Here is a 21,268-nt window from a genome sequence, read left to right as displayed (position 1 = left end):
ACGATCTATGGGGCAACGCCCCCAGATTGCACCATTCTGGGGCACCAAAGTGGTGCGCTAAAATTGTGCAGTCAGCACAATGATCATTTAGCGTAAATCCTGATGAAAAAACAATCCTTATGTAACGATTGTGTGATGTTGTGGATACAAAAAATTTACTTATTCAGCCGGGGACGGTAGATGAATGCACTAAAAAAGTGCATTAAGAAGGGCAGCAAAGCAAAACGGCCTCCTGTCAGGAAGCCGTTTCATTGCGTACTAAAGTTTTGAACCATCAGCGATGGATTTATTCGATGTTAGATTCGATAAACCACAGGAATTTATCCAGGTCGCGGGAAGCGGCGGTCAGAATATCCGCAGTGTCATCATCTTTTGCTTCCCCGATTGCTTTACGTACGTCATTGGCGACAATCGCGTAACGGTCTGCCAGTTCTTTCAGGTGATCCTGAACGTTGTGGATGTCCAGCGGGTAGCTTTTCAGCGGTGTTTTGCTATTGATAACTTGAGTGGTGCCAAGGGCAACGCCGCCCAGTTGTACCGCACGTTCCGCCATGGTATCCAGGTGATCAATCAGGGCTGTACGGAAGCCATCCAGCATTTCATGTACGGCAATGAAGTTAGCGCCGCGCATATTCCAGTGCGCTTGTTTAGTAATCAAAGAAAGATCAATAAACTGGATAACCTGACGATTTAGCAACTCTACTGTTGCTTTCTTCTCGCTGTCAGAGACATCGTTGCGGGTATAAAGCAGATTGGTCGCTTTTGATTTAACTAATTTAGCGGTACTCATAATTTCATATCCTCTTGATGTTATGTCCCAGCAATTAACGGGATTAAGTATAGCACCGGCTATGTATTTCGCTATTGTGGCTGTTCCTATCGCACTAATAGCGGTAATAAACGTGAAAAATAAAATCTGATATAAATTCAGTAAGTTATATGTAATGATAAGAACGATTCTTATTTATTTGTTCATCAGAAGCTTTCGGAATAAATATGCTTTTGTATAACCGGATATATAAGGCCGTAGCAGGTGAAAAAAAGCGGAATATTCTGCATGGTTATGCATAACCATGCAGAATTGTAAATTTAAGTAATATCTAATTCTTCTATTTTGTTCTCTTTGCGTGCTGTCAGCGTGGAGCCCATTGAAGCGGCAATGATAGCGCCGAGTGCCAGAAGCTGTATCGGCGTCAGCATCTCACCGAGGAAAATCATCCCGGAAATGGCGGCCAGCGCCGGTTCCATGCTCATCAGAGTGCCAAATGTTCGCGTCGGCAAACGGGTGAGGGCAATCATCTCCAGCGAGTAGGGCAGAGCGGTCGAGAGGATTGCGACAGCCAAACCCAATGGAACCACTGCCCAGTGCCAGAGAGCCTCTCCGGCCTGTAACGCGCCAATTGGCACGAAAATTAACGCCGCAATCAGCGAGCCAACTGCCACCGTTGCAGGGCCGTGTTCAGCACCCGCACGTTGCCCACTTAATATGTAGATAGCCCAACAAGCACCGGCACCGAGAGCCAGCGCACAGCCGGTTAAATCGACATGGGAAACATCTTGCCCCAGCGGCAGCAGGAACCACAGACCGAGCACTGCCAGCAAAACCCAAACGAAATCTACCGGACGACGCGAGGAGAACAGCGCCACCGCCAGTGGTCCGGTGAACTCCAGCGCAACCGCAATTCCTAGTGGTACGGTCTGAATAGAAAGATAAAAAAGATAGTTCATTCCACCCAGCGATACACCGTAAAACAACAGTGGCAACCGTTGTTCTTTGGCAAAACGCAGCCGCCACGGCTTAAAGAAAGCGATAAGAATCAGTGTCCCCAGAGCAAGACGCAGTGCAGTAACCCCGGGCGCGCCAACCAGTGGAAAAAGAGATTTTGCTAATGAGGCTCCACCCTGAATAGATGCCATGGCAACGAGCAATATTAATATCGGTAACCACACCGGCATTTTACGTAATGACCCTGGCATCATTTCTCCCATAAGTTTGTATAGTAAGGTAAAGCGTGGAGTGTACTGGATATACCGCAGGCTGGTTGAGCATTTGTTGAAAAATTTTTCCCCGTTTTGACTAAAATGCGCCAGGATTGATTGACTCATTAGTCTGATGATTAGGAATAATCTGGATGAGTGAGAGTGAAAATATGCGTAATACTTACGCAATTCACTGAAAAAATGATTTAAATTTAGATGGATAGCGGCATGTGGAAACGTTCTGTTACATGAAATGGCCCGTTAGACATCACAAATCGCGAAGAGTTTCCCATTAATTTTTGATATATTTAAAGCTTAGGACTTATTTGAATCACATTTGAGGTGGTTATGAAAAAAATTGCATGTCTTTCAGCACTGGCCGCAGTTCTGGCTTTCACCGCAGGTACTTCCGTAGCTGCTACTTCTACCGTTACTGGTGGTTATGCTCAGAGCGACGCTCAGGGCAAAATGAACAAAATGGGCGGTTTCAACCTGAAATACCGCTATGAAGAAGACAACAGCCCGCTGGGTGTGATCGGTTCTTTCACTTACACTGAAAAAAGTCGTACTAACAGTGCAGGCGATTACAACAAAACCCAGTACTACGGCATCACCGCAGGTCCGGCATACCGTATCAATGACTGGGCGAGCATCTATGGTGTAGTCGGTGTTGGTTACGGTAAATTCCAGGATACTAACTACCCGACCTTCAAACACGACACCAGCGACTACGGCTTCTCCTACGGTGCGGGTCTGCAGTTCAACCCAATCGAAAACGTTGCTCTGGACTTCTCTTACGAGCAGAGCCGTATTCGTAACGTTGACGTAGGCACCTGGATTGCCGGTGTTGGTTACCGCTTCTAATCACTTCGGTGATATAAAAAATCCGCCTCTCGGGGCGGATTTTTTTTGTCTCAAGATTTGGGATCGAATATATCGGTTCCGAGATGGTTGTAATCCACCTTCTGTAACTGGAAGTTTGTGATGTATATCGGCCCGGCTTTCTTTTCAGAAATAAACGGGTATTTGATGTTAATTTCCTTCGCTTTTATCCCCGTCCACTGTGAGAAAAAGCCTAAGAAGTCATTGGCTGAACGGCGTGCTTTAATTACCCGATGCGCTTTATCGTCGCTTGAAATGACCATAAAAGGCACCTGGAAATTTTGCTGATATTTATCGTCGTGAGCCAGATACTGGACTTCTTTACCGCGTTCCTTAAAGGCCAGACCGTGGTCAGAAAAGTAAACCATAGAGAAACTGTTACCGCTGTTGCGTAACTGGTCATAAAGTTTGCGCAGTAAGTCGTCCGTTTGCGTCATGGTGTAGAGATAGCATGACGTTTCTTTCGATTGTACGAAGGTTTCGTATTTGCCTTGTGTCCGGTCGCAGGCCTGCGGATGTGAGCCCATCAGATGTAAAACAATCAGTTGCGGTTGCGAGTGTTCTTCCGCCAACACCTGAGCGGTCATTTGCAGCAACGCTTCGTCTTTGGTGTTCTTATCGGCTTCAAAATTCCCTTCTTTCAGGAAGTACACTTCATCCGCACGTTTGGCGATGCTGGCGATGGCGGTATCGTATTCACCAATTTGTCCCTGATTGGAAAACCACCATGTCTGAAAACCCGCGCGGTTGGCAAGGGTGACAAAGTTATCCTGAAACTGTGGCTTGCCATCGACCACGCGGTTAAGCGTTAAGCCGAGCGATTTTTGCGTGGAACCACTGGCGGCAATGTAATCGGCAAAAATCAGGCCGTTAACGCTGCTGGCAAACGGGGTGTTGTTCCAGTGGCCGCCAAAGGCACCAAGCGCGTCGCGCCGCGCACTTTCACCGATCACCACCACATAAGTGTGGTATTTCGGCTTAACTGCCGTAATCGTCCAGGTGTCTTTCATCCCGGAAAGTTTCGCCATCCGTTCTTGCTCTTCAATTACCTCGTTATTGTTAACGATGACATCCTTAGCAAAACGAAATACCGGATAGCCAGTATCTTTCAGTTTAAATACGCCGCCCCAGGCCAGGTTTTGAACCGGAGCGACAAAAAATGTCGCCACACTGAATACCAGGCACAGGCTGTCGAATTTATTCCAGCGCGCTTTTTCACTCTCTTTTTTTCGCCGGACAGCAATCACGCCGAGCGCAAAAATAAATAAGCCGACCAGATAGCTGTACCACGGAAAAATCGTCAGGATTTCAGTCGACTCTTCCATATTTGTGGAGTGCAATGCCAGCAATGTATTGAAGTTAGGCGCGCCGTAGGCCTGAGCAAAGGGGAAATAACAAGCTGCCACTAACGAACTGACGCCGATCAGGACTTTTTGCACGCGAGGCAATGTCCGCCATAGCAAAAGCAAAATAGCCGTAAACGCGGCGGTGTAGAGCAAACTGAAGGGATAGCCTAAGCCGAGATTAATTAATAGCGACTGTAAAAAGTAGAACGCAGTCCACGGGCTAAATACCCGGCTACGGGTAACAAGCGATTCTTTGAGGGTTAAATTCATATGCCACTATCGTAACAAACGCCATGTGCTCACCCTGGCGTCAAGGGTCAATACCTGCAAGAGTGCGAGAAGAGAGTGGAGTGGTCCGCATCCGCGAGCCGCAATATACGCAGGGCTGCAAGAAGATAGAGCGAGCCGCCGCTCAGGTCAACTACTGACGAAAAAATCTTTTGCGAAGAGGATAGCAAATCCGACAAAAAGTGGGGTTTTTCAAGCCAAACAATGTTTCTGCTAAAAGCTGGAGTGAAGCGGCGTACCGCGACGCCGCTATTTATTGGAGGGTTTATCTTGCTGCGGTTTGTTGTTGACCATATCGCACAACATCGAGAGCAGCATTAACCGCACTTTAAAGGGGGAGTAACTAAACACGCGTATACACCTCTTGAACTCATTCATAAGACCTCCTGACTTGCTAATCCCGTCGATCCATGAGGGATGATTGCATTACATACAGATATAGCACAGGCTATATTATATAGCTATTGCTAAAACGTTAAATTTTTGTGCCTTCACAACTCTGGTTTACAATGTGCGCACGAAATGAGAGCGCTATATATGTGTCACCATAATGAGGAAGCACAATGAGTCGTCGCGCAGGTACGCCAACAGTAAAAAAAGTGACGCAGTTAGTGAACGTGGAAGAGCACGTTGAAGGGTTTCGCCAGGTCAGAGAGGCACATCGTCGCGAGCTTATCGACGATTACGTTGAGCTGATTTCTGATTTGATTAGAGAAGTGGGAGAAGCACGTCAGGTTGATATGGCCGCCCGTCTGGGCGTCTCTCAACCGACGGTGGCTAAAATGCTCAAGCGGCTGGCAACAATGGGGCTAATTGAAATGATCCCCTGGCGAGGCGTGTTTTTGACTGCGGAAGGGGAAAAGCTGGCGCAGGAAAGCCGTGAGCGGCATCAGATTGTCGAAAATTTCTTGCTGGTGTTGGGCGTCAGCCCGGAAATCGCCCGTCGTGACGCGGAAGGTATGGAACACCATGTCAGTGAAGAGACGCTGGACGCCTTTCGTTTGTTTACCCAGAAACACGGTGCCAAATGAGCCTGCCTTTTTTACGCACGCTACAAGGCGATCGTTTTTTTCAGTTATTAATTCTTGTTGGCATCGGATTAAGTTTTTTCGTTCCTTTCGCACCAAAGTCCTGGCCTGGCGCTATCGACTGGCACACCATCATCACCTTAAGTGGCCTGATGCTGCTGACCAAAGGTGTGGAGTTAAGCGGTTATTTTGATGTGCTGGGGCGTAAAATGGTGCGCCGTTTTGCCACTGAACGTCGACTGGCAATGTTTATGGTGCTGGCGGCGGCGCTACTTTCTACGTTTCTGACCAACGATGTTGCGCTGTTCATTGTTGTTCCGCTGACCATTACGCTAAAGAGACTGTGTGAGATCCCGGTTAATCGGTTGATTATATTCGAGGCGCTGGCGGTGAATGCCGGATCGCTGCTGACGCCGATAGGCAACCCGCAAAATATTCTTATCTGGGGACGCTCTGGCCTTTCGTTCGCCGGTTTTATTGCACAAATGGCACCGCTGGCTGGCGTGATGATGCTGACACTATTGCTGCTGTGCTGGTGTTGTTTCCCTGGAAGGGCGTTGCAGTATCATACTGGTACGCAAACGCCGGAGTGGAAGCCGCGACTGGTGTGGAGTTGTCTGGGACTGTATATCGTTTTTCTTACGGCGCTTGAGTTGAAACAAGAGCTATGGGGGCTGGTGATTGTAGCAGCGGGATTTGCGCTGCTGGCACGTCGCGTGGTGTTGAGTGTGGACTGGACGCTGCTGCTGGTGTTTATGGCGATGTTTATCGACGTCCATTTGCTGACCCAACTTCCAGCTTTACAGGGCGTGTTGAGTCACGTGAGTTATTTATCCGAACCCGGATTATGGCTAACGGCAATTGGTTTATCGCAGGTGATCAGTAATGTGCCGGGCACAATTTTGCTGCTGAACTATGTGCCGCCGTCGTTGTTACTGGCCTGGGCGGTAAATGTCGGGGGTTTTGGTTTGTTACCGGGATCGCTGGCAAATTTGATTGCACTGCGTATGGCGAACGATCGTCGTATCTGGTGGCGTTTCCATCTCTATTCGATACCAATGCTGTTGTGGGCGGCGCTGGTAGGATACGTTTTGTTAGTTATGCTCCCGGTTGGATAAGCGCTGGAAAATAAAAAAGGCGGATTATCAGTCCGCCTTTTGCTTAAGTTTTGAAGATTAATTCAGACGAACTGGCATCCCGGAACGGTTTTGAATAGCCTGGTCCAGAACCGCCTGATCAACATCTGGCTGACCGGTCACGGTCTGTACGCTCTTCGTCAGGGTAATTGGTACAATTTCCTGACCTTCAAACTGAGCTTCGGTCGTAGACAGCGGGTTATGGACTTCAATATAACGGCTGCCGTCTGGCTCGGTGGTCGCTTTCACTGGTTCATCAATAAACTGTACGCGCGTACCAACAGGCACTTTCTCGAACAGGAATTTGATATCTTCGTTACGCAGACGCACACAACCGTGGCTTACACGCAGGCCGATACCAAAGTTGGCGTTGGTGCCGTGGATAGCGTACAGGCGACCGATGTACAGAGCGTACAGCCCCATTGGGTTATCCGGACCAGCCGGAACAACAGCCGGAAGCGGTTCGCCTGCTGCACGGTATTCCGCATGCATTTTGGCGGTCGGTGTCCAGGTCGGGCCGGCTTTCTTACGTTCTACTTTGGTGGTCCAGTTGATAGGCGTGTCTTTACCTAACTGACCAATCCCGATCGGCAGCACGATAACGGTGTTAGTCCCTTTCGGATAGTAATACAGACGCATCTCTGCGCTGTTAATTACAATACCTTCATGAACCGTGTCTGGCAGGATCAGTTGCTGCGGAATGTTCAAGACGGTGCCGCCTTTCGGCAGGAAGGTATCCACACCAGGGTTCGCTTCCATCATATTGGAAAGCCCCATCTGATACTCGGCCGCAAAATACTCCAGCGGCTGGGTATTGCCTTCTGGAATGGTGATCACCTGATTCTGACCAACCAGGCGACTCCCGTCGGTTGGCAGAGGATAAGTTACCGCTGACGCGGTACTGCAAAAGCCGACAACAGCGAAGGCCGCTGCGAATAACGTTTTCAATTTCATATTCATGTTAAGCGAGATTTCGTGCCTGGCAGGCCATTAGGTTGAGAATATTAGAGTATTGGAAGCGCATTATATGTTCATTCCTGCTAACAGTGAAATCAGATGTGTACGAAATCACATTTTTTGCCTTTGGGAAGAGTGTAGACCTTAAGCGGCGAGCGGGATCTTCTTTCAGACTTATGGCATAATACGCGGTTTGTCATATCTCTTTTCAGGATACGCCTGTGTTAGTTTCCAGTAACGTCACCATGCAGTTCGGCAGTAAGCCGTTGTTTGAAAACATTTCCGTCAAATTTGGCGGCGGCAACCGTTACGGCCTGATTGGCGCGAACGGTAGTGGTAAATCCACCTTTATGAAGATCCTCGGCGGCGACTTAGAGCCGACGCTGGGCAACGTTTCCCTCGATCCCAACGAGCGCATTGGTAAACTGCGCCAGGATCAATTTGCCTTTGAAGAGTTCACCGTGCTGGATACGGTGATCATGGGGCATAAAGAGTTGTGGGAAGTGAAACAGGAGCGCGACCGCATCTATGCTTTGCCGGAAATGAGCGAAGAAGATGGCTACAAAGTTGCCGATCTGGAAGTGAAATACGGCGAAATGGACGGTTACTCTGCGGAAGCACGCGCCGGTGAGCTGCTGCTTGGCGTGGGTATTCCAGTGGAGCAACACTACGGCCCAATGAGCGAAGTGGCTCCAGGCTGGAAACTGCGTGTGTTGCTGGCGCAGGCGCTGTTTGCCGATCCTGATATTCTCCTGCTCGACGAACCAACCAACAACCTGGACATCGATACCATTCGTTGGCTGGAGCAGGTGCTGAACGAGCGTGACAGCACCATGATCATCATTTCGCACGACCGTCACTTCCTCAATATGGTCTGTACGCACATGGCGGATTTGGATTACGGTGAGCTGCGCGTTTATCCGGGTAACTACGATGAGTACATGACGGCGGCGACCCAGGCACGCGAACGCCTGCTGGCTGATAACGCCAAGAAGAAAGCGCAGATTGCCGAGTTGCAGTCCTTTGTAAGCCGCTTTAGCGCCAACGCGTCGAAATCTCGTCAGGCGACTTCACGTGCGCGTCAGATTGATAAAATCAAACTGGAAGAGGTGAAAGCCTCCAGCCGTCAGAACCCGTTCATTCGTTTTGAGCAGGATAAGAAGCTGTTCCGTAATGCGCTGGAAGTAGAAGGCCTGACTAAAGGGTTTGATAACGGTCCGCTGTTTAAAAATATCAACCTGCTGCTGGAAGTGGGTGAAAAGCTGGCAGTACTCGGCACCAATGGCGTCGGTAAATCGACCCTGCTGAAAACGCTGGTAGGGGATCTGGAACCGGACAATGGTACTGTAAAATGGTCAGAAAATGCGCGTATTGGTTACTACGCACAGGATCATGAATATGAGTTCGATAATGATCTGACCGTGTTTGAATGGATGAGCCAGTGGAAACAGGAAGGCGATGACGAGCAGGCGGTACGCAGCATTCTCGGTCGTTTGTTGTTCAGCCAGGACGACATCAAAAAGCCTGCTAAAGTACTTTCCGGTGGTGAAAAAGGCCGTATGTTGTTTGGTAAGTTAATGATGCAGAAACCGAATATTCTGATCATGGACGAACCGACCAACCACCTGGATATGGAATCCATCGAGTCGCTGAACATGGCACTGGAACTGTATCAGGGCACGCTGATCTTTGTTTCTCACGACCGTGAGTTCGTAAGCTCCCTGGCGACCCGTATTCTGGAAATCACTCCGGAACGCGTGATCGACTTTAGCGGCAACTACGAAGATTATCTGCGTAGCAGAGGGATCGAGTAAGTTATTGCCCGTCACCCCGATACAGTCGGGGTGACGGCGGCTGAGGACAAACGCAAGATTGCCTGATGCGCTACGCTTATCAGGCCTACGCAGTCCCTGCAATATATTGAATCTGCAAGATTTTGTAGGTCGCATCCGGCATTAACAAAGCGCACGTTGTCAGCTCTCTGAGTAACATCGAACCGACTTCCTTAACCTCACTTCCACTAATCTATCAACTTTCACACGTCCATGCCCAGCGCGCGTTTACCGTGAACGTTCAGATCCTCCAGCGTAAAGCGGCCTTCCCAGTTTGCTTCATAATCTTCACGTGGGAAGTCACCCGGCGAGACGCCTTTTTCCAGTGCCTTTCTGACCTTGTGCGCATAAGCCCGGTTTTTCTCGCACATCGGCGCGGCGGGAATATACATCACGTTCCCCCAGCCTTGTTGATTGTCTACCGGCGCGACGGAGTGAATCACATCGCAGTGCCACCAGACGGAATCCCCCGCTGTTATTGCCGGAATTGACGTGAGTGCTTTTATCAACAATGGGTGCCATTTCTCTGAAATTGGCAGAACCTTACCAGGCGCGACACCGCACAGCTCGTCGTCCGGTACGTCATCCAGTAACGGACGCAGTAAAACGTATGCCATCGCTTCCGGGATTGGCACCACATGTAATAATCCCTGGCCAGGCAACATATCGGAGAGCGCCGTCCAGCCCTGAAACGTGCGGAACACCGAACATTTGGTGGTGTTATCTACGGTGTATTCTTCTACATCGGTACGATGCGCAGCATCCCACGGATCATAATCATCAAAATTACCGTTGAAAACATTGGCAAAAACGCGCTGATAAGCGGGTAATAGCCAGCGTTCCAGAGCACCAGAATCGGTGTGTGCGCCCAGACCTTTGGACGTCGTGCCTGGTGGGCGACGGCGAATTCTGTCCGGATAAATCACGCTGACATCGGGATCAAACCATTGTTTGCCGTTGCTTTCAGATTTCCACAGGCGGTTAAGGAAAGATTGAACCGCAGACATATTGTCGCTCTGTCGCGCTTGCATCTGCGCCTGTGACCAGTAAATGGGATAGATTTCGGGGCGAGAAGCCTCCAGCGAACCGAAAAAACTGTCGCCAGGACCTCTATATACATCATCAAAGTGATTGGCATCAAGGTAGTCGAGCATTGCGCGATCCCACGCCAGCGCCTGCTCACGAGGGAAATGGCCTTTTATTACCGCACAACCGCGGCGCTTAATTTCATTGCGAGTGACATTGTTTACTGTACCGGCTGCAATATCCCTATAAGAGATCTCCGGCCAAACCGGCAATCCTTGTGCTTTCAGGGCATCTATTTCTGCTACACGCGCTTCGATTTTTGCTGAGAGTTTATCGAAGACATGTTGCACATCACCGATCTGCTGTCGCAGCTCCGCTTTCATCTTACGGATAGCCGCTTTCGTATCTGTTGGCAGTGTCTCACAGGTAAAAGTCATATCAACCTCACATCTTTCATTCGAAAGTAAAAATGATTACGATTGATACTTTAAGTTAAAAATAAGTTAACGCAAGATAAAAATCTTGAGTCACTGCACAAAGCGAGAAAAAAGAGAGAGGCCGGAGGGGGCGCTCCGGCCAGGGGAAGATTACTTATTGAAAGGATCTGTGTTATCCAGCACCGCCTGAATCACATTCAGCGCGCCGTCATGATTATTATCATCGGTAGTGTAACGGGCGATGTGTTTAATGTTTTCCGCTGCATTGCCCATCGCAAAAGAATAACGCGCCATTTTCAGCATCTCTGCGTCGTTACCGCTGTCGCCAATTGCCACCACATTTTGCGGCGACAGATCCCAGCGTTTCAGTAACCGTGAAATGCCGTTCGCTTTATGCAGGCCGGGAATAATCAGGTCGATAAACCCAAAGCCACTGGTAACGGGTTTCATTATGCCGTCGAGCGCAACGTGCAGTTTGTCAACTACCAGCGGGATCTGCTCATCCGGCAGGTTAAGTGAAAACTTGAACAGAACATCATCAATGTCCTGATAATCTTTTACCGGTTTCAGGCGATGGTAGTGTTTTGCCATCAATGCAACGAATGATTCAGGGGCATTTTCACTGATGTATGCACTTTGCAGACCGCAGGCAACAAAATTGAGCTGTTTATCTTTCAGTAGTTCACCAATGACAATTCGAGATTCATGCGGGGTCAGTTCGCCGTGGAACAACTGCTTGCCATGTTCGTAGACCAGCGCGCCATTTTCCGCGACAAAAGAGATCTCATTCTTTAGCTCAGGAAAGAAGGAAATGAGCTGGTAATACTGGTTACCGCTGGCGACAACGAACTCGATGCCGCGCTTTTTCAGCTCCTGATATTGCGCCATAAAACGTGCCCGATTGTACGTTTTGGCATCGTTAAGAAAAGTACCGTCCATGTCTGTGACGATAACTTTTACGCTCATATGTGTGCTCCTGGCTCAAAAATGAAACCGTAACAGTGTAATAACAATGTGACGTGGAGCACAAATTATATTTCGAATGAAAGTAAGGGGGAATTGATTATGTGAATGATTTAGCCCGGTAACGACGGCTACCGGGCGGAGAGGACTACAGCATATGTTCGGTACGGGCGATGATATCGTCCTGAGCGTCAGGAGAGAGCGCGGTGAAGAAGGCGGAATAGCCTGCTACACGTACCACCAGATCGCGATACTGATCAGGATGTTTTTTTGCTTCCAGCAGTGTTTCGCGGGAAACGATGTTGTACTGAATATGCCAGCCTTTATGCACTTCGAAGAAGGTACGCAGCAGAACCATCAGCTTCTGCTTGTCGGACTCATTCTCCAGTGTCGCCGGATTCAGTTTCTGGTTGAGCAGTACACCACCAAGAATCGACGCCGTAGGCAGTTTACCTACCGAACCAATCACCGCCGTTGGGCCGAGGTGGTCGGTGCCGGAGGCCGGGCTTGCACCTTCCGCCAGAGGCGTATGTGCTTTACGCCCATCCGGTGTCGCCATCGTCTGTGCACCAAACGGTACGTTCGCGGAGATAGACGACGTACCTGCGTAATAGTTACCGCCAACCGGGCCACGACCGTAGCGCGGATTATGGTACTGCTTCAGTTCATCGATATAGGTCTGATAAGCGCGAGCCAGCAGTGTATCGACGGTATCATCGTCGTTGCCGTACTTCGGCGCGCCATTAATCAGACGCTGACGCAGTTGCTCGTGAGTCAGCCCTTCAAAGTCATCCGCCAGCGCGGCAGCAAGCTGTTGCTGACCAATCGCGCCTTGTTCAAACACCAGTTTTTTCACAGCGGCCAGGCTGTTACCCAGGTTGGCAATACCGACCTGTAAGCCAGAAACCCAGTCATATTTCGCGCCGCCTTGCTTAATACTTTTCGCTCGCTCAATGCAGTCATCTACCAGCGCCGAGCAGAGAATATCGTGTACGTTCTCTTCCAGCATGGTGTCGACGACATATTCGATTTCGATCGATTTGCGCGTGTAGTAACGGATTTGTGTATCCCACGCGTCCATGACTTCATCGAAGTTGTTGAAGTTACCCGCTGACAACGCTTTTTCTTGTGGCAGGAACACTTTGCCGCTGGTGGCATCACGACCACCTTCCAGCGCCGCCAGCATTACGCGGGCGAAGTTGATAAAGCTCATGCCGGTGCAGCGATAGCCCCATTTGCCGCCGACGGCAGTTTCGATACAGCCAATTGCCGCGTAATCGTAAGCGTCCTTCGGTTCAATACCGAGTTTAATAAATTCCGGGATCACGATTTCATCGTTGTTAAATGCCGGCATCCCGAAGCCACAGCGGATCACTTGCACGCAGGCATCGAGGAAATCGTTACTCATTCCCGCGTGGTAACGCACGCTGAGGTTAGGCTGAGTTGAACGCAGGCGACCACAGGATTCGAGGATTGCGTAGGAGAGCGGATTCACTGCATCCATCGGCTGACCATCAACCAGGTTTTGCCCACCGATGGTGACGTTCTGATACAGCGGGCTACCGGCAGAGGCTTTGGAGTGCGAACCGGAGCGGATTTTGTTCACTTCCAGCAACTTCAGCCAGCAGCTATGCAGCATCTCAATGGCGTGTTCACGATCCAGCGTCTGGTTGAGTTCAACGTCGCGACGATAGTACGGATAGAGATACTGATCCATACGACCAAACGATACCGAGTGACCGTTGGATTCGATCTGCAAAATCAACTGGATGAAATAGCATAATTGCAGCGCTTGCCAGAAAGTCTGCGGTGGCTGGTGGGCGATGAGATCGCAGTTTTCGGCCATTGCCAGCAGTTCATCGCGACGGCTTTCGCGGGTTTCGGTGGCTGCCATTTCACGCGCCAGGGCGGCGAAACGTTCAATGTGTTCACTGACTGCCACCAGCACGATATCAATGGCTTTCAGGAATTGCTCGCCGTGCAAATCTTCCAGTACCGTCAGGTTAATACGCGAGCGGCGCTCCGCCACTTTTTCGCGCAGACCATCAAGCCCTTTTTCCAGCAGCAGCGGGAAATTGACCGCCAGGTGCGCATCGCCGGAGGTCATATTGCCTTCCGCTTTAATGATGCCGGTTGCCAGCAGGCCTTTTTGCTCATCGGTAAACATGCCATAGCAGCGATCCTGTACGGTTTGACCGCGCCACCACGGGCAGACTTCATGTAGAACACGTTTGTTCTCTTCGCTCACCGCAAAACCAGCGCCGGGACGATCCGCCAGATCATCAATCTCTTTTTCGATCCACGACACGGTATATTCCGGGAAGATCGGCGCGGCGCGGACTTCGCTTGCCTGGTTGCCGATGATCAACTCATCGTGTTTGATCCAGATGGTGCGATTAGCCAGGTGATGCGCCAGCGCCAGCGCGCGACGAACCGGGATTGGCTTATCGAGATGTTGTTGATACATCTCGGTATAGTGCTGTGCGCGCTCGGTACAAACCGGTGGTTTCACAATATGTACCAGCGCATTTTTGTGCGCTTTAATGCGGTCGCTGAGCGTATCCAGTTTCAGTGTTGTCATGATTGTTATCCTCGTAAGGTCGCGGTTAACCCTTTCTGGCAGGCATACTGCTGGGCAAAGTCGAGCAGTTCTGGCGCATCAAGCGGTTTTTCCGGGGCGTCATAGGGCAGATTAAGTAAGTGATATTTGTTGATGCCCAGCGTGTGGTAGGGCAGGAAATGAATTTCACCAACCTGTAGTTCATCGGCGGCAAAATCGGTAATGGCTTTCACTGCGGTTTCATCGGCATTAAAGCCCTGAATCAGCGGTACGCGGATGATGATTTTTTTCCCTGCCGCCGCAAGTTTTTTCAGGTTATCCAACACTCTGGCGGCGTTACCGTCGGTCCATTGTTTAAACGGTGCGTCGGCAACGTGTTTTAAATCGGCAAGAAACAGATCGATATAAGGCAGGGAAGGCGCGATATATTTCCACGGCACATGCAGACAGGTTTCCACTGCGGTATGAATACCGGCTTCGTGGCTGGCTTGCAGTAACGCCGCCGCCATTTCCGGCTGCATAAACGGCTCCCCGCCAGAAAGCGTTAAACCGCCGCCGCTGCGATCGTAAAACGGTTTGTCGCGCAGGACGGTCGCCATGATCTCCTCAACGTTTTTTGTTTCACCGCATACGGTCAGTGCCTGAGTTGGGCAGCAGTCGGTCAGCGCGCTCAGATGCTCAGGCGTTAACTTTTCACGATGGATAAGTAAACCATTCAGCGCTCGCTCAATCACTTCCGGGGCCGCCTTAGCGCACAGCTCGCAGCCTTCCAGGCACAGACGTGCGTCATACAGCAGATCCTGCGTGCGGGCGCGGCTTTCCGGGTTCTGACACCAGCGGCAGCCCAATGAGCAGCCTTTAAGAAAAACTACGGTGCGGATACCGGGACCGTCGTGGGTCGAGTAGCGTTGAATATTGAAGATCATAGATGCCCCTCTGTTTCGTTCAAACATTAAATAGCTTTCGAATGAAAGTTAAATTGATGTGCATCAACTGTTCAGAGGGTTTTTTCGTGATAGTCTGATTTCATACAAAAGTACATTTGAGGATGGCTATGGAACTGTATCTGGATACTTCAGACGTTGCTGCAGTGAAGGCGCTGGCGCGTGTTTTCCCGCTGGCGGGTGTGACCACTAACCCAAGCATTATCGCTGCAGGCAAAAAGCCGCTGGAGGTTGTGCTTCCGGAACTTCACGAAGCGATGGGGGGGCAGGGGCGTTTGTTTGCCCAGGTAATGGCTACCACCGCTGAAGGCATGTTGAACGATGCACGCAAACTGCGTTCTATTATTGCGGATATCGTGGTTAAAGTACCGGTGACCGCCGAGGGGCTGGCAGCCATCAAGATGTTAAAGACGGAAGGGATCCCAACGTTGGGCACGGCGGTGTATGGTGCGGCGCAAGGTCTGCTGTCAGCGCTGGCGGGTGCGGAATATGTTGCGCCTTACGTGAACCGTATTGATGCCCAGGGCGGAAGTGGTATTCAGACTGTGACCGATTTGCATCAGTTGCTGAAAATGCATGCACCACAGGCGAAAGTGCTGGCGGCGAGTTTCAAAACCCCGCGTCAGGCGCTGGACTGCTTACTGGCAGGATGTGAGTCAATCACGCTGCCGCTGGATGTTGCGCAGCAGATGATTAGCTATCCGGCGGTCGATGCCGCCGTGGCGAAGTTTGAGCAGGACTGGCAGGGGGCGTTTGGCCGGACGTCGATTTAACAGGACGTTCACCATCCTCAAAAATTGATTATGACGTGGCGGAGTGCACCGACGCCTGCCGCGTCTTATCAGGACTACAGGCGACAATTACTGTCCGCACACCTCACATCCAGGATTGCGCATCAGCTTCATTTCGCGAAACTGACAGGTCATCGCATCGTACATCACGATTTTCCCATTGGCAGGTTTGCCATAACCTGCCAGCAGTTTGATCGCTTCCATTGCCTGCAACGAACCAATTACGCCGATCAACGGAGCCATTACGCCTGCTTCCACGCAGGTTAACGCGTTTTCGCCAAACAGACGACTCAGGCAACGGTAGCACGGTTCACCATCCTGCCAGGTAAAGACGGTGATTTGACCTTCCATACGAATCGCCGCGCCAGAAACCAGCGGCACCTTTGCGGCAAAACAGCCCGCGTTAAGTTGATTACGCACCGTGACATTATCTGTACAGTCGAGCACCAGATTGTGTTTTGCAATCAACGCAGCAAGTTCAGCGTCGTCAAGCAGCGTATTCACCGGTGTAATCGCGATGTGAGGATTGATTCGCGCCAGTGCCTCACGGGCGGATTCAACCTTCGGTTGCCCGACCGTGGCATCACTGTGTAGTGTCTGACGTTGCAGATTCGAGAGCGAAACGGTGTCAAAGTCGAGCAACGTCAGGTTGCCGATGCCCGCACTTGCCAGATATTGCGATGCTGCACACCCCAGCCCGCCCAGGCCAACGACCAACACGCGAGAATCTTTCAGCGCTTCCTGACCGTCAAAATCAAAACCACGCAGGATGATTTGCCGGTTATAGCGCAGCATCTCCTGATCGCTGAGTTCCGCCATTACAAGCCCCCGAACAACGCGTTAAATGGCTCGACTTCTACCCATTCGCCCGCTTCTACATTTCCGCGATCGCGTTCCAGCACGATAAAACAGTTACCGAGACTAAAAGAACTAAAAATATGCGAACCCTGATGTCCGGTGGTCGACACTTCCAGTTCGCCGTTGGCGTTGCGTTGTAGCACGCCACGCTGGAAATCAAGACGTCCGGGGGATTTCTTCAGTCGAGATACTGTGCGTACGCGCTGACGCGCTGGCAGGCCGCTGGCGGTGTTGCCGCTTAATTTTGCCAGTAACGGTTGTACCAGTTGATAGAAAGTCAGCGTCGCAGAAACCGGGTTGCCCGGCAGGCCACAGAACCAGCTATTAGAGAGTTTGCCGAACGCAAACGGTTTGCCTGGTTTAATCGCCAGTTTCCAGAATGCGATTTCGCCCAGCTCTTCGAGAATGTTTTTGGTGTAATCCGCTTCACCAACCGAAACGCCGCCGGAACTGATCACCACATCCGCCTGACTGTCAGCTTCAATAAATGCCGCACGTAATGCGTTCGGATCGTCACGGATAATCCCTAAGTTAATTACCTCGCAACCTAACTGTTCCAGCATCAGGTGCACGGCGAGACGGTTGGTATCGTAGATTTGACCATCACCCAGCGGCTGACCGGGTAACTGTAACTCATCACCCGTGGAAAATAGCGCCACACGCACTTTGCGAATCACCGGAACTTCGGCAATCCCCAACGAAGCAATCACGGGCAGTTCGGCAGTAGTCAGGCGAGTACCTCTCGGGAAAACAACTGCTCCCGCGGAGATATCCTCACCGCGTCGACGAATATTTTGCCCGCGACTTACTTCAGCGGTAAAACGTACGCCATTGTCCGTTTGTTCAGTCTGTTCCTGCATTACCACTGCTTCACAGCCTTCCGGCACCGGCGCGCCGGTCATAATACGAATACAGGTGCCAGCAGGCCACTCGCCATGATACGGCTGACCCGCAAACGACTTACCGGCGACGGGCAGTGGTTGACCGGAAGCAACATCGGCTAAACGAACCGCGTAGCCGTCCATTGCGGAGTTATCAAACCCAGGGACATCCAGCGGCGAAGTGACATCGCTTGCCAGAATGCGACCAAAACACTGTACCAGTGGCAGCGTTTCCTGGGTAGTCAGAGGGGTAACGCGAGAAAGCATCTCATTAAGCGCGGTGTCGAGCGGCATCAAACCGGTGGTAAATTCCATGAAAACACTCCTGCGGAGGCAAAATCGAATTTGCTTATTATGTCAGAAAAACGCCCCGGACTGTATGCCACCTCGGGCGTAGCGTGGGTTCCTGCCTTTACATGCCATATACATCTTTCTATATTCAAAAATTGAATGAGTAATTCATAAAAATTCTGATATTTATAGCAAAAGTGGCGAGCCACCCTTTAATGGACGAAAACTATGGGCAAAGCAGTCATTGCAATTCACGGTGGCGCAGGCGCAATTAGCCGCGCGCAGATGAGTCTGCAACAGGAATTACGCTACATTGAGGCGCTGTCTGCCATTGTTGAAACCGGGCAGAAAATGCTTGAAGCGGGCGAAAGTGCGCTGGATGTGGTAACAGAAGCTGTGCGCTTGCTGGAAGAGTGCCCACTATTTAACGCCGGTATTGGTGCTGTCTTCACCCGTGATGAAACTCATGAGCTGGATGCCTGTGTGATGGATGGTAACACCCTGAAAGCCGGTGCGGTCGCGGGCGTCAGTCATCTGCGCAATCCGATTCTTGCTGCCCGTCTGGTGATGGAGCAAAGCCCGCATGTGATGATGATTGGCGAAGGAGCGGAAAATTTTGCTTTTGCTCATGACATGGAACGCGTCTCGCCGGAGATTTTTTCCACGCCTTTGCGTTATGAACAACTGATGGCGGCGCGTGAGGAAGGGGAAATGATCCTCGACCATAGCGACGCACCGCTGGATGAAAAACAGAAAATGGGCACTGTGGGCGCTGTGGCGTTGGATCAATACGGCAACCTGGCGGCAGCCACGTCCACGGGGGGAATGACTAACAAATTACCCGGTCGGGTCGGTGACAGCCCGCTTGTCGGTGCCGGGTGCTACGCCAATAACGCCAGCGTGGCGGTTTCTTGTACCGGTACGGGCGAAGTCTTCATTCGTACGCTGGCGGCATATGACATCGCTGCGTTAATGGATTACGGCGGTTTAAGTCTCGCGGAAGCCTGCGAGCGGGTAGTGATGGAAAAACTCCCTGCGCTTGATGGCAGTGGTGGTTTAATCGCTATCGATCATGAAGGTAACGTCGCGTTACCGTTTAACACCGAAGGAATGTATCGCGCCTGGGGCTATGCAGGCGATACGCCAACCACCGGTATCTACCGTGAAAAAGGGGACACCGTTGCCACACAGTGATGAGCTTGATGCCGGTGATGTGCTGGCGGTTGAGAACCTCAATATTGCCTTTATACAAGACCTGCAGAAAATGGCTGCGGTTCGCGGCCTCTCTTTTAGTCTGCAACGCGGCGAGACGCTGGCGATTGTTGGCGAATCCGGTTCCGGCAAGTCAGTTACAGCACTGGCGTTGATGCGTCTGCTGGAACAGGCGGGCGGTTTGGTACAGTGCGATAAAATGCTGTTGCGGCGGCGCAGCCATGAGGTGATTGAGCTTAGTACGCAGAGCTCCGGGCAAATGCAGCATATACGCGGCGCAGATATAGCGATGATTTTCCAGGAGCCGATGACGTCGCTAAACCCGGTATTTACTGTGGGTGAGCAGATTGCTGAGTCTATCCGTTTGCATCAAAACGCCAGTCGTGAAGAAGCGATGGTGGAGGCGAAGCGGATGCTGGATCAGGTTCGCATTCCGGAAGCACAAACCATTCTTTCACGTTATCCCCATCAACTCTCCGGAGGGATGCGCCAGCGGGTCATGATCGCAATGGCACTGTCATGTCGCCCGGCGGTGCTGATTGCCGATGAGCCGACCACCGCGCTGGATGTCACCATCCAGGCGCAGATCCTGCAATTAATCAAAGTATTGCAAAAAGAGATGTCGATGGGCGTCATCTTTATCACTCACGATATGGGCGTGGTGGCAGAGATTGCCGATCGGGTGCTGGTGATGTATCAGGGCGAGGCGGTTGAAACGGGCAGCGTCGAACAGATATTTCATGCGCCGCAGCACCCCTATACCCGTGCACTGCTGGCTGCTGTTCCGCAGCTCGGCGCGATGAAAGGGCAAGATTATCCCCGTCGTTTTCCGCTGATATCACTTGAACATCCGGCTAAACAGGAAAGTCCTGTCGAACAGAAAACGGTGGTGGATGGCGAACCTGTTTTACAGGTGCGTAATCTGGTTACCCGTTTCCCTTTGCGTAGCGGGTTGTTGAATCGCGTAACGCGAGAAGTGCACGCCGTTGAGAAAGTCAGTTTTGATCTCAGGCCTGGTGAAACGCTGTCGCTGGTGGGCGAATCTGGCAGCGGTAAATCCACTACCGGACGGGCGCTGTTGCGTCTGGTCGAATCGCAGAGCGGCGAAATTATCTTTAACGGTCAGCGAATCGATACTCTCTCGCCCGGTAAACTTCAGTCGTTGCGCCGCAATATCCAGTTTATTTTTCAGGATCCTTACGCCTCGCTGGATCCTCGCCAGACCATCGGTGATTCGATTATCGAACCGCTGCGCGTACACGGTTTATTGCAAGGTAAAGAAGCTGCTGCACGCGTTGCGTGGTTGCTGGAGCGCGTTGGCCTGTTACCTGAACACGCATGGCGTTACCCGCATGAGTTTTCTGGTGGTCAGCGTCAGCGCATCTGCATTGCCCGTGCGTTGGCGCTGAATCCGAAAGTGATTATTGCCGATGAAGCCGTGTCGGCGCTGGATGTTTCTATTCGCGGGCAAATTATCAACCTGTTGCTTGATCTTCAGCGTGATTTCGGTATCGCGTATCTATTTATCTCCCACGATATGGCAGTCGTGGAGCGGATCAGTCATCGCGTGGCGGTGATGTATCTCGGGCAAATCGTTGAGATTGGCCCACGGCGCGCGATATTTGAAAATCCGCAGCACCCTTATACGCGTAAATTACTGGCGGCAGTTCCGGTGGCGGAACCGTCCCGACTGCGACCACGGCGCGTACTGTTGTCGGACGATCTTCCCAGCAATATTCATCTGCGTGGCGAAGAGGTTGCCACCGTCTCGTTACAATGCGTCGGACCGGGGCATTACGTCGCACAACCACAATCAGAATACGCATTCATGCGTAGATAACATTCAGGCGGAGAAT

The 21,268-nt window shown here is 51.1% G+C and carries 19 protein-coding genes; 8 read left to right on the top strand and 11 right to left on the bottom strand.

Annotated elements, in window-relative coordinates:
- Positions 1-286: 286 nt before the first annotated feature.
- On the bottom strand, positions 287-790 hold the full coding sequence (dps, locus tag A9587_RS04165) for a DNA starvation/stationary phase protection protein Dps (RefSeq protein WP_000100800.1): 504 nt from the start codon (positions 788-790) through the stop codon (positions 287-289).
- A 299-nt stretch (positions 791-1,089) separates the two neighbouring features.
- The gene (gene rhtA, locus A9587_RS04160) at positions 1,090-1,977 is read right to left on the bottom strand and encodes a threonine/homoserine exporter RhtA (RefSeq protein WP_001119539.1); all 888 of its coding nucleotides are present in this window, start codon (positions 1,975-1,977) and stop codon (positions 1,090-1,092) included.
- A 233-nt stretch (positions 1,978-2,210) separates the two neighbouring features.
- On the opposite strand from rhtA, the gene A9587_RS24385 reads away from it, so the two are divergent.
- On the top strand, positions 2,211-2,276 hold the full coding sequence (locus A9587_RS24385; RefSeq protein WP_120795379.1) for a protein YliM: 66 nt from the start codon (positions 2,211-2,213) through the stop codon (positions 2,274-2,276).
- A 52-nt stretch (positions 2,277-2,328) separates the two neighbouring features.
- Positions 2,329-2,844 carry an outer membrane protein OmpX gene (gene ompX / locus A9587_RS04155; protein ID WP_001516050.1) on the top strand — a complete coding sequence of 172 codons (516 nt, stop codon included), beginning with the start codon at positions 2,329-2,331 and terminating at the stop codon, positions 2,842-2,844.
- A gap of 50 nt (positions 2,845-2,894) precedes the next feature.
- Here the strand turns inward: ompX and opgE are convergent, their stop codons facing one another.
- Together opgE and mntS are read right to left on the bottom strand one after the other, a co-directional pair.
- Positions 2,895-4,478 carry a phosphoethanolamine transferase gene (opgE, locus tag A9587_RS04150; protein WP_001054649.1) on the bottom strand — a complete coding sequence of 528 codons (1,584 nt, stop codon included), beginning with the start codon at positions 4,476-4,478 and terminating at the stop codon, positions 2,895-2,897.
- A gap of 267 nt (positions 4,479-4,745) precedes the next feature.
- Positions 4,746-4,874 (bottom strand): manganase accumulation protein MntS, encoded by a 129-nt coding sequence (gene mntS, locus A9587_RS04145; RefSeq protein WP_001001759.1) that lies wholly within the window; start codon positions 4,872-4,874, stop codon positions 4,746-4,748.
- A gap of 185 nt (positions 4,875-5,059) precedes the next feature.
- Here mntS and mntR point away from each other — a divergent pair, with 185 nt between their 5' ends.
- Together mntR and A9587_RS04135 are read left to right on the top strand one after the other, a co-directional pair.
- Positions 5,060-5,527, top strand: coding sequence for a manganese-binding transcriptional regulator MntR (gene mntR / locus A9587_RS04140; protein ID WP_000091026.1), 468 nt, complete (start codon positions 5,060-5,062; stop codon positions 5,525-5,527).
- Positions 5,524-6,642: an anion transporter gene (locus tag A9587_RS04135; protein WP_105263402.1), complete on the top strand. Its 1,119-nt coding sequence runs from the start codon at positions 5,524-5,526 to the stop codon at positions 6,640-6,642. Before mntR ends, A9587_RS04135 begins: the two co-directional genes overlap by 4 nt.
- 57 nt (positions 6,643-6,699) lie before the next feature.
- Here A9587_RS04135 and ldtB read toward each other — a convergent pair whose 3' ends face one another.
- Positions 6,700-7,620 (bottom strand): L,D-transpeptidase, encoded by a 921-nt coding sequence (gene ldtB, locus A9587_RS04130; RefSeq protein ID WP_001056379.1) that lies wholly within the window; start codon positions 7,618-7,620, stop codon positions 6,700-6,702.
- Between the two features lie 218 nt (positions 7,621-7,838).
- Here ldtB and A9587_RS04125 point away from each other — a divergent pair, with 218 nt between their 5' ends.
- Positions 7,839-9,431: an ABC-F family ATPase gene (locus A9587_RS04125; protein ID WP_000961451.1), complete on the top strand. Its 1,593-nt coding sequence runs from the start codon at positions 7,839-7,841 to the stop codon at positions 9,429-9,431.
- Between the two features lie 221 nt (positions 9,432-9,652).
- On the opposite strand, the gene A9587_RS04120 is transcribed toward A9587_RS04125, so the two are convergent.
- The 4 genes from A9587_RS04120 to A9587_RS04105 all read right to left on the bottom strand — a co-directional run bounded on the left by A9587_RS04120 (position 9,653) and on the right by A9587_RS04105 (position 15,361).
- Positions 9,653-10,912, bottom strand: coding sequence for a DUF1479 domain-containing protein (locus A9587_RS04120; protein ID WP_000144645.1), 1,260 nt, complete (start codon positions 10,910-10,912; stop codon positions 9,653-9,655).
- Positions 10,913-11,062: 150 nt separating this feature from the next.
- On the bottom strand, positions 11,063-11,878 hold the full coding sequence (gene ybiV, locus A9587_RS04115) for a sugar-phosphatase YbiV (RefSeq protein WP_016248513.1): 816 nt from the start codon (positions 11,876-11,878) through the stop codon (positions 11,063-11,065).
- 145 nt (positions 11,879-12,023) lie between these two features.
- On the bottom strand, positions 12,024-14,456 hold the full coding sequence (locus A9587_RS04110) for a glycyl radical protein (RefSeq protein ID WP_000209339.1): 2,433 nt from the start codon (positions 14,454-14,456) through the stop codon (positions 12,024-12,026).
- A gap of 5 nt (positions 14,457-14,461) precedes the next feature.
- A complete protein-coding gene (locus A9587_RS04105) occupies positions 14,462-15,361 on the bottom strand; it encodes a glycyl-radical enzyme activating protein (RefSeq protein ID WP_001516054.1) in 900 nt (299 codons plus the stop codon).
- Between the two features lie 128 nt (positions 15,362-15,489).
- On the opposite strand from A9587_RS04105, the gene fsa reads away from it, so the two are divergent.
- Positions 15,490-16,152 (top strand): fructose-6-phosphate aldolase, encoded by a 663-nt coding sequence (gene fsa / locus A9587_RS04100; RefSeq protein ID WP_105224615.1) that lies wholly within the window; start codon positions 15,490-15,492, stop codon positions 16,150-16,152.
- A gap of 87 nt (positions 16,153-16,239) precedes the next feature.
- On the opposite strand, the gene moeB is transcribed toward fsa, so the two are convergent.
- Positions 16,240-16,989, bottom strand: a complete 750-nt coding sequence (moeB, locus tag A9587_RS04095; RefSeq protein ID WP_105263401.1) for a molybdopterin-synthase adenylyltransferase MoeB — start codon at positions 16,987-16,989, stop codon at positions 16,240-16,242.
- The gene (moeA, locus tag A9587_RS04090) at positions 16,989-18,224 is read right to left on the bottom strand and encodes a molybdopterin molybdotransferase MoeA (RefSeq protein WP_105263400.1); all 1,236 of its coding nucleotides are present in this window, start codon (positions 18,222-18,224) and stop codon (positions 16,989-16,991) included. The genes moeB and moeA overlap by 1 nt, the downstream gene beginning before the upstream one ends.
- 204 nt (positions 18,225-18,428) lie before the next feature.
- Here moeA and iaaA point away from each other — a divergent pair, with 204 nt between their 5' ends.
- Together iaaA and gsiA are read left to right on the top strand one after the other, a co-directional pair.
- Complete coding sequence (gene iaaA / locus A9587_RS04085) at positions 18,429-19,394, top strand: beta-aspartyl-peptidase (RefSeq protein ID WP_000513756.1); 966 nt, start codon at positions 18,429-18,431, stop codon at positions 19,392-19,394.
- Entirely contained in the window at positions 19,381-21,252 is a 1,872-nt protein-coding gene (gene gsiA / locus A9587_RS04080; RefSeq protein ID WP_010379674.1) for a glutathione ABC transporter ATP-binding protein GsiA, read from the top strand. Before iaaA ends, gsiA begins: the two co-directional genes overlap by 14 nt.
- Positions 21,253-21,268: the final 16 nt, after the last annotated feature.

The organism is Escherichia sp. MOD1-EC6162, from assembly GCF_002965125.1.
Lineage (GTDB): Bacteria > Pseudomonadota > Gammaproteobacteria > Enterobacterales > Enterobacteriaceae > Escherichia > Escherichia marmotae.
This window is presented reverse-complemented; position numbering and strand designations above follow the sequence as displayed.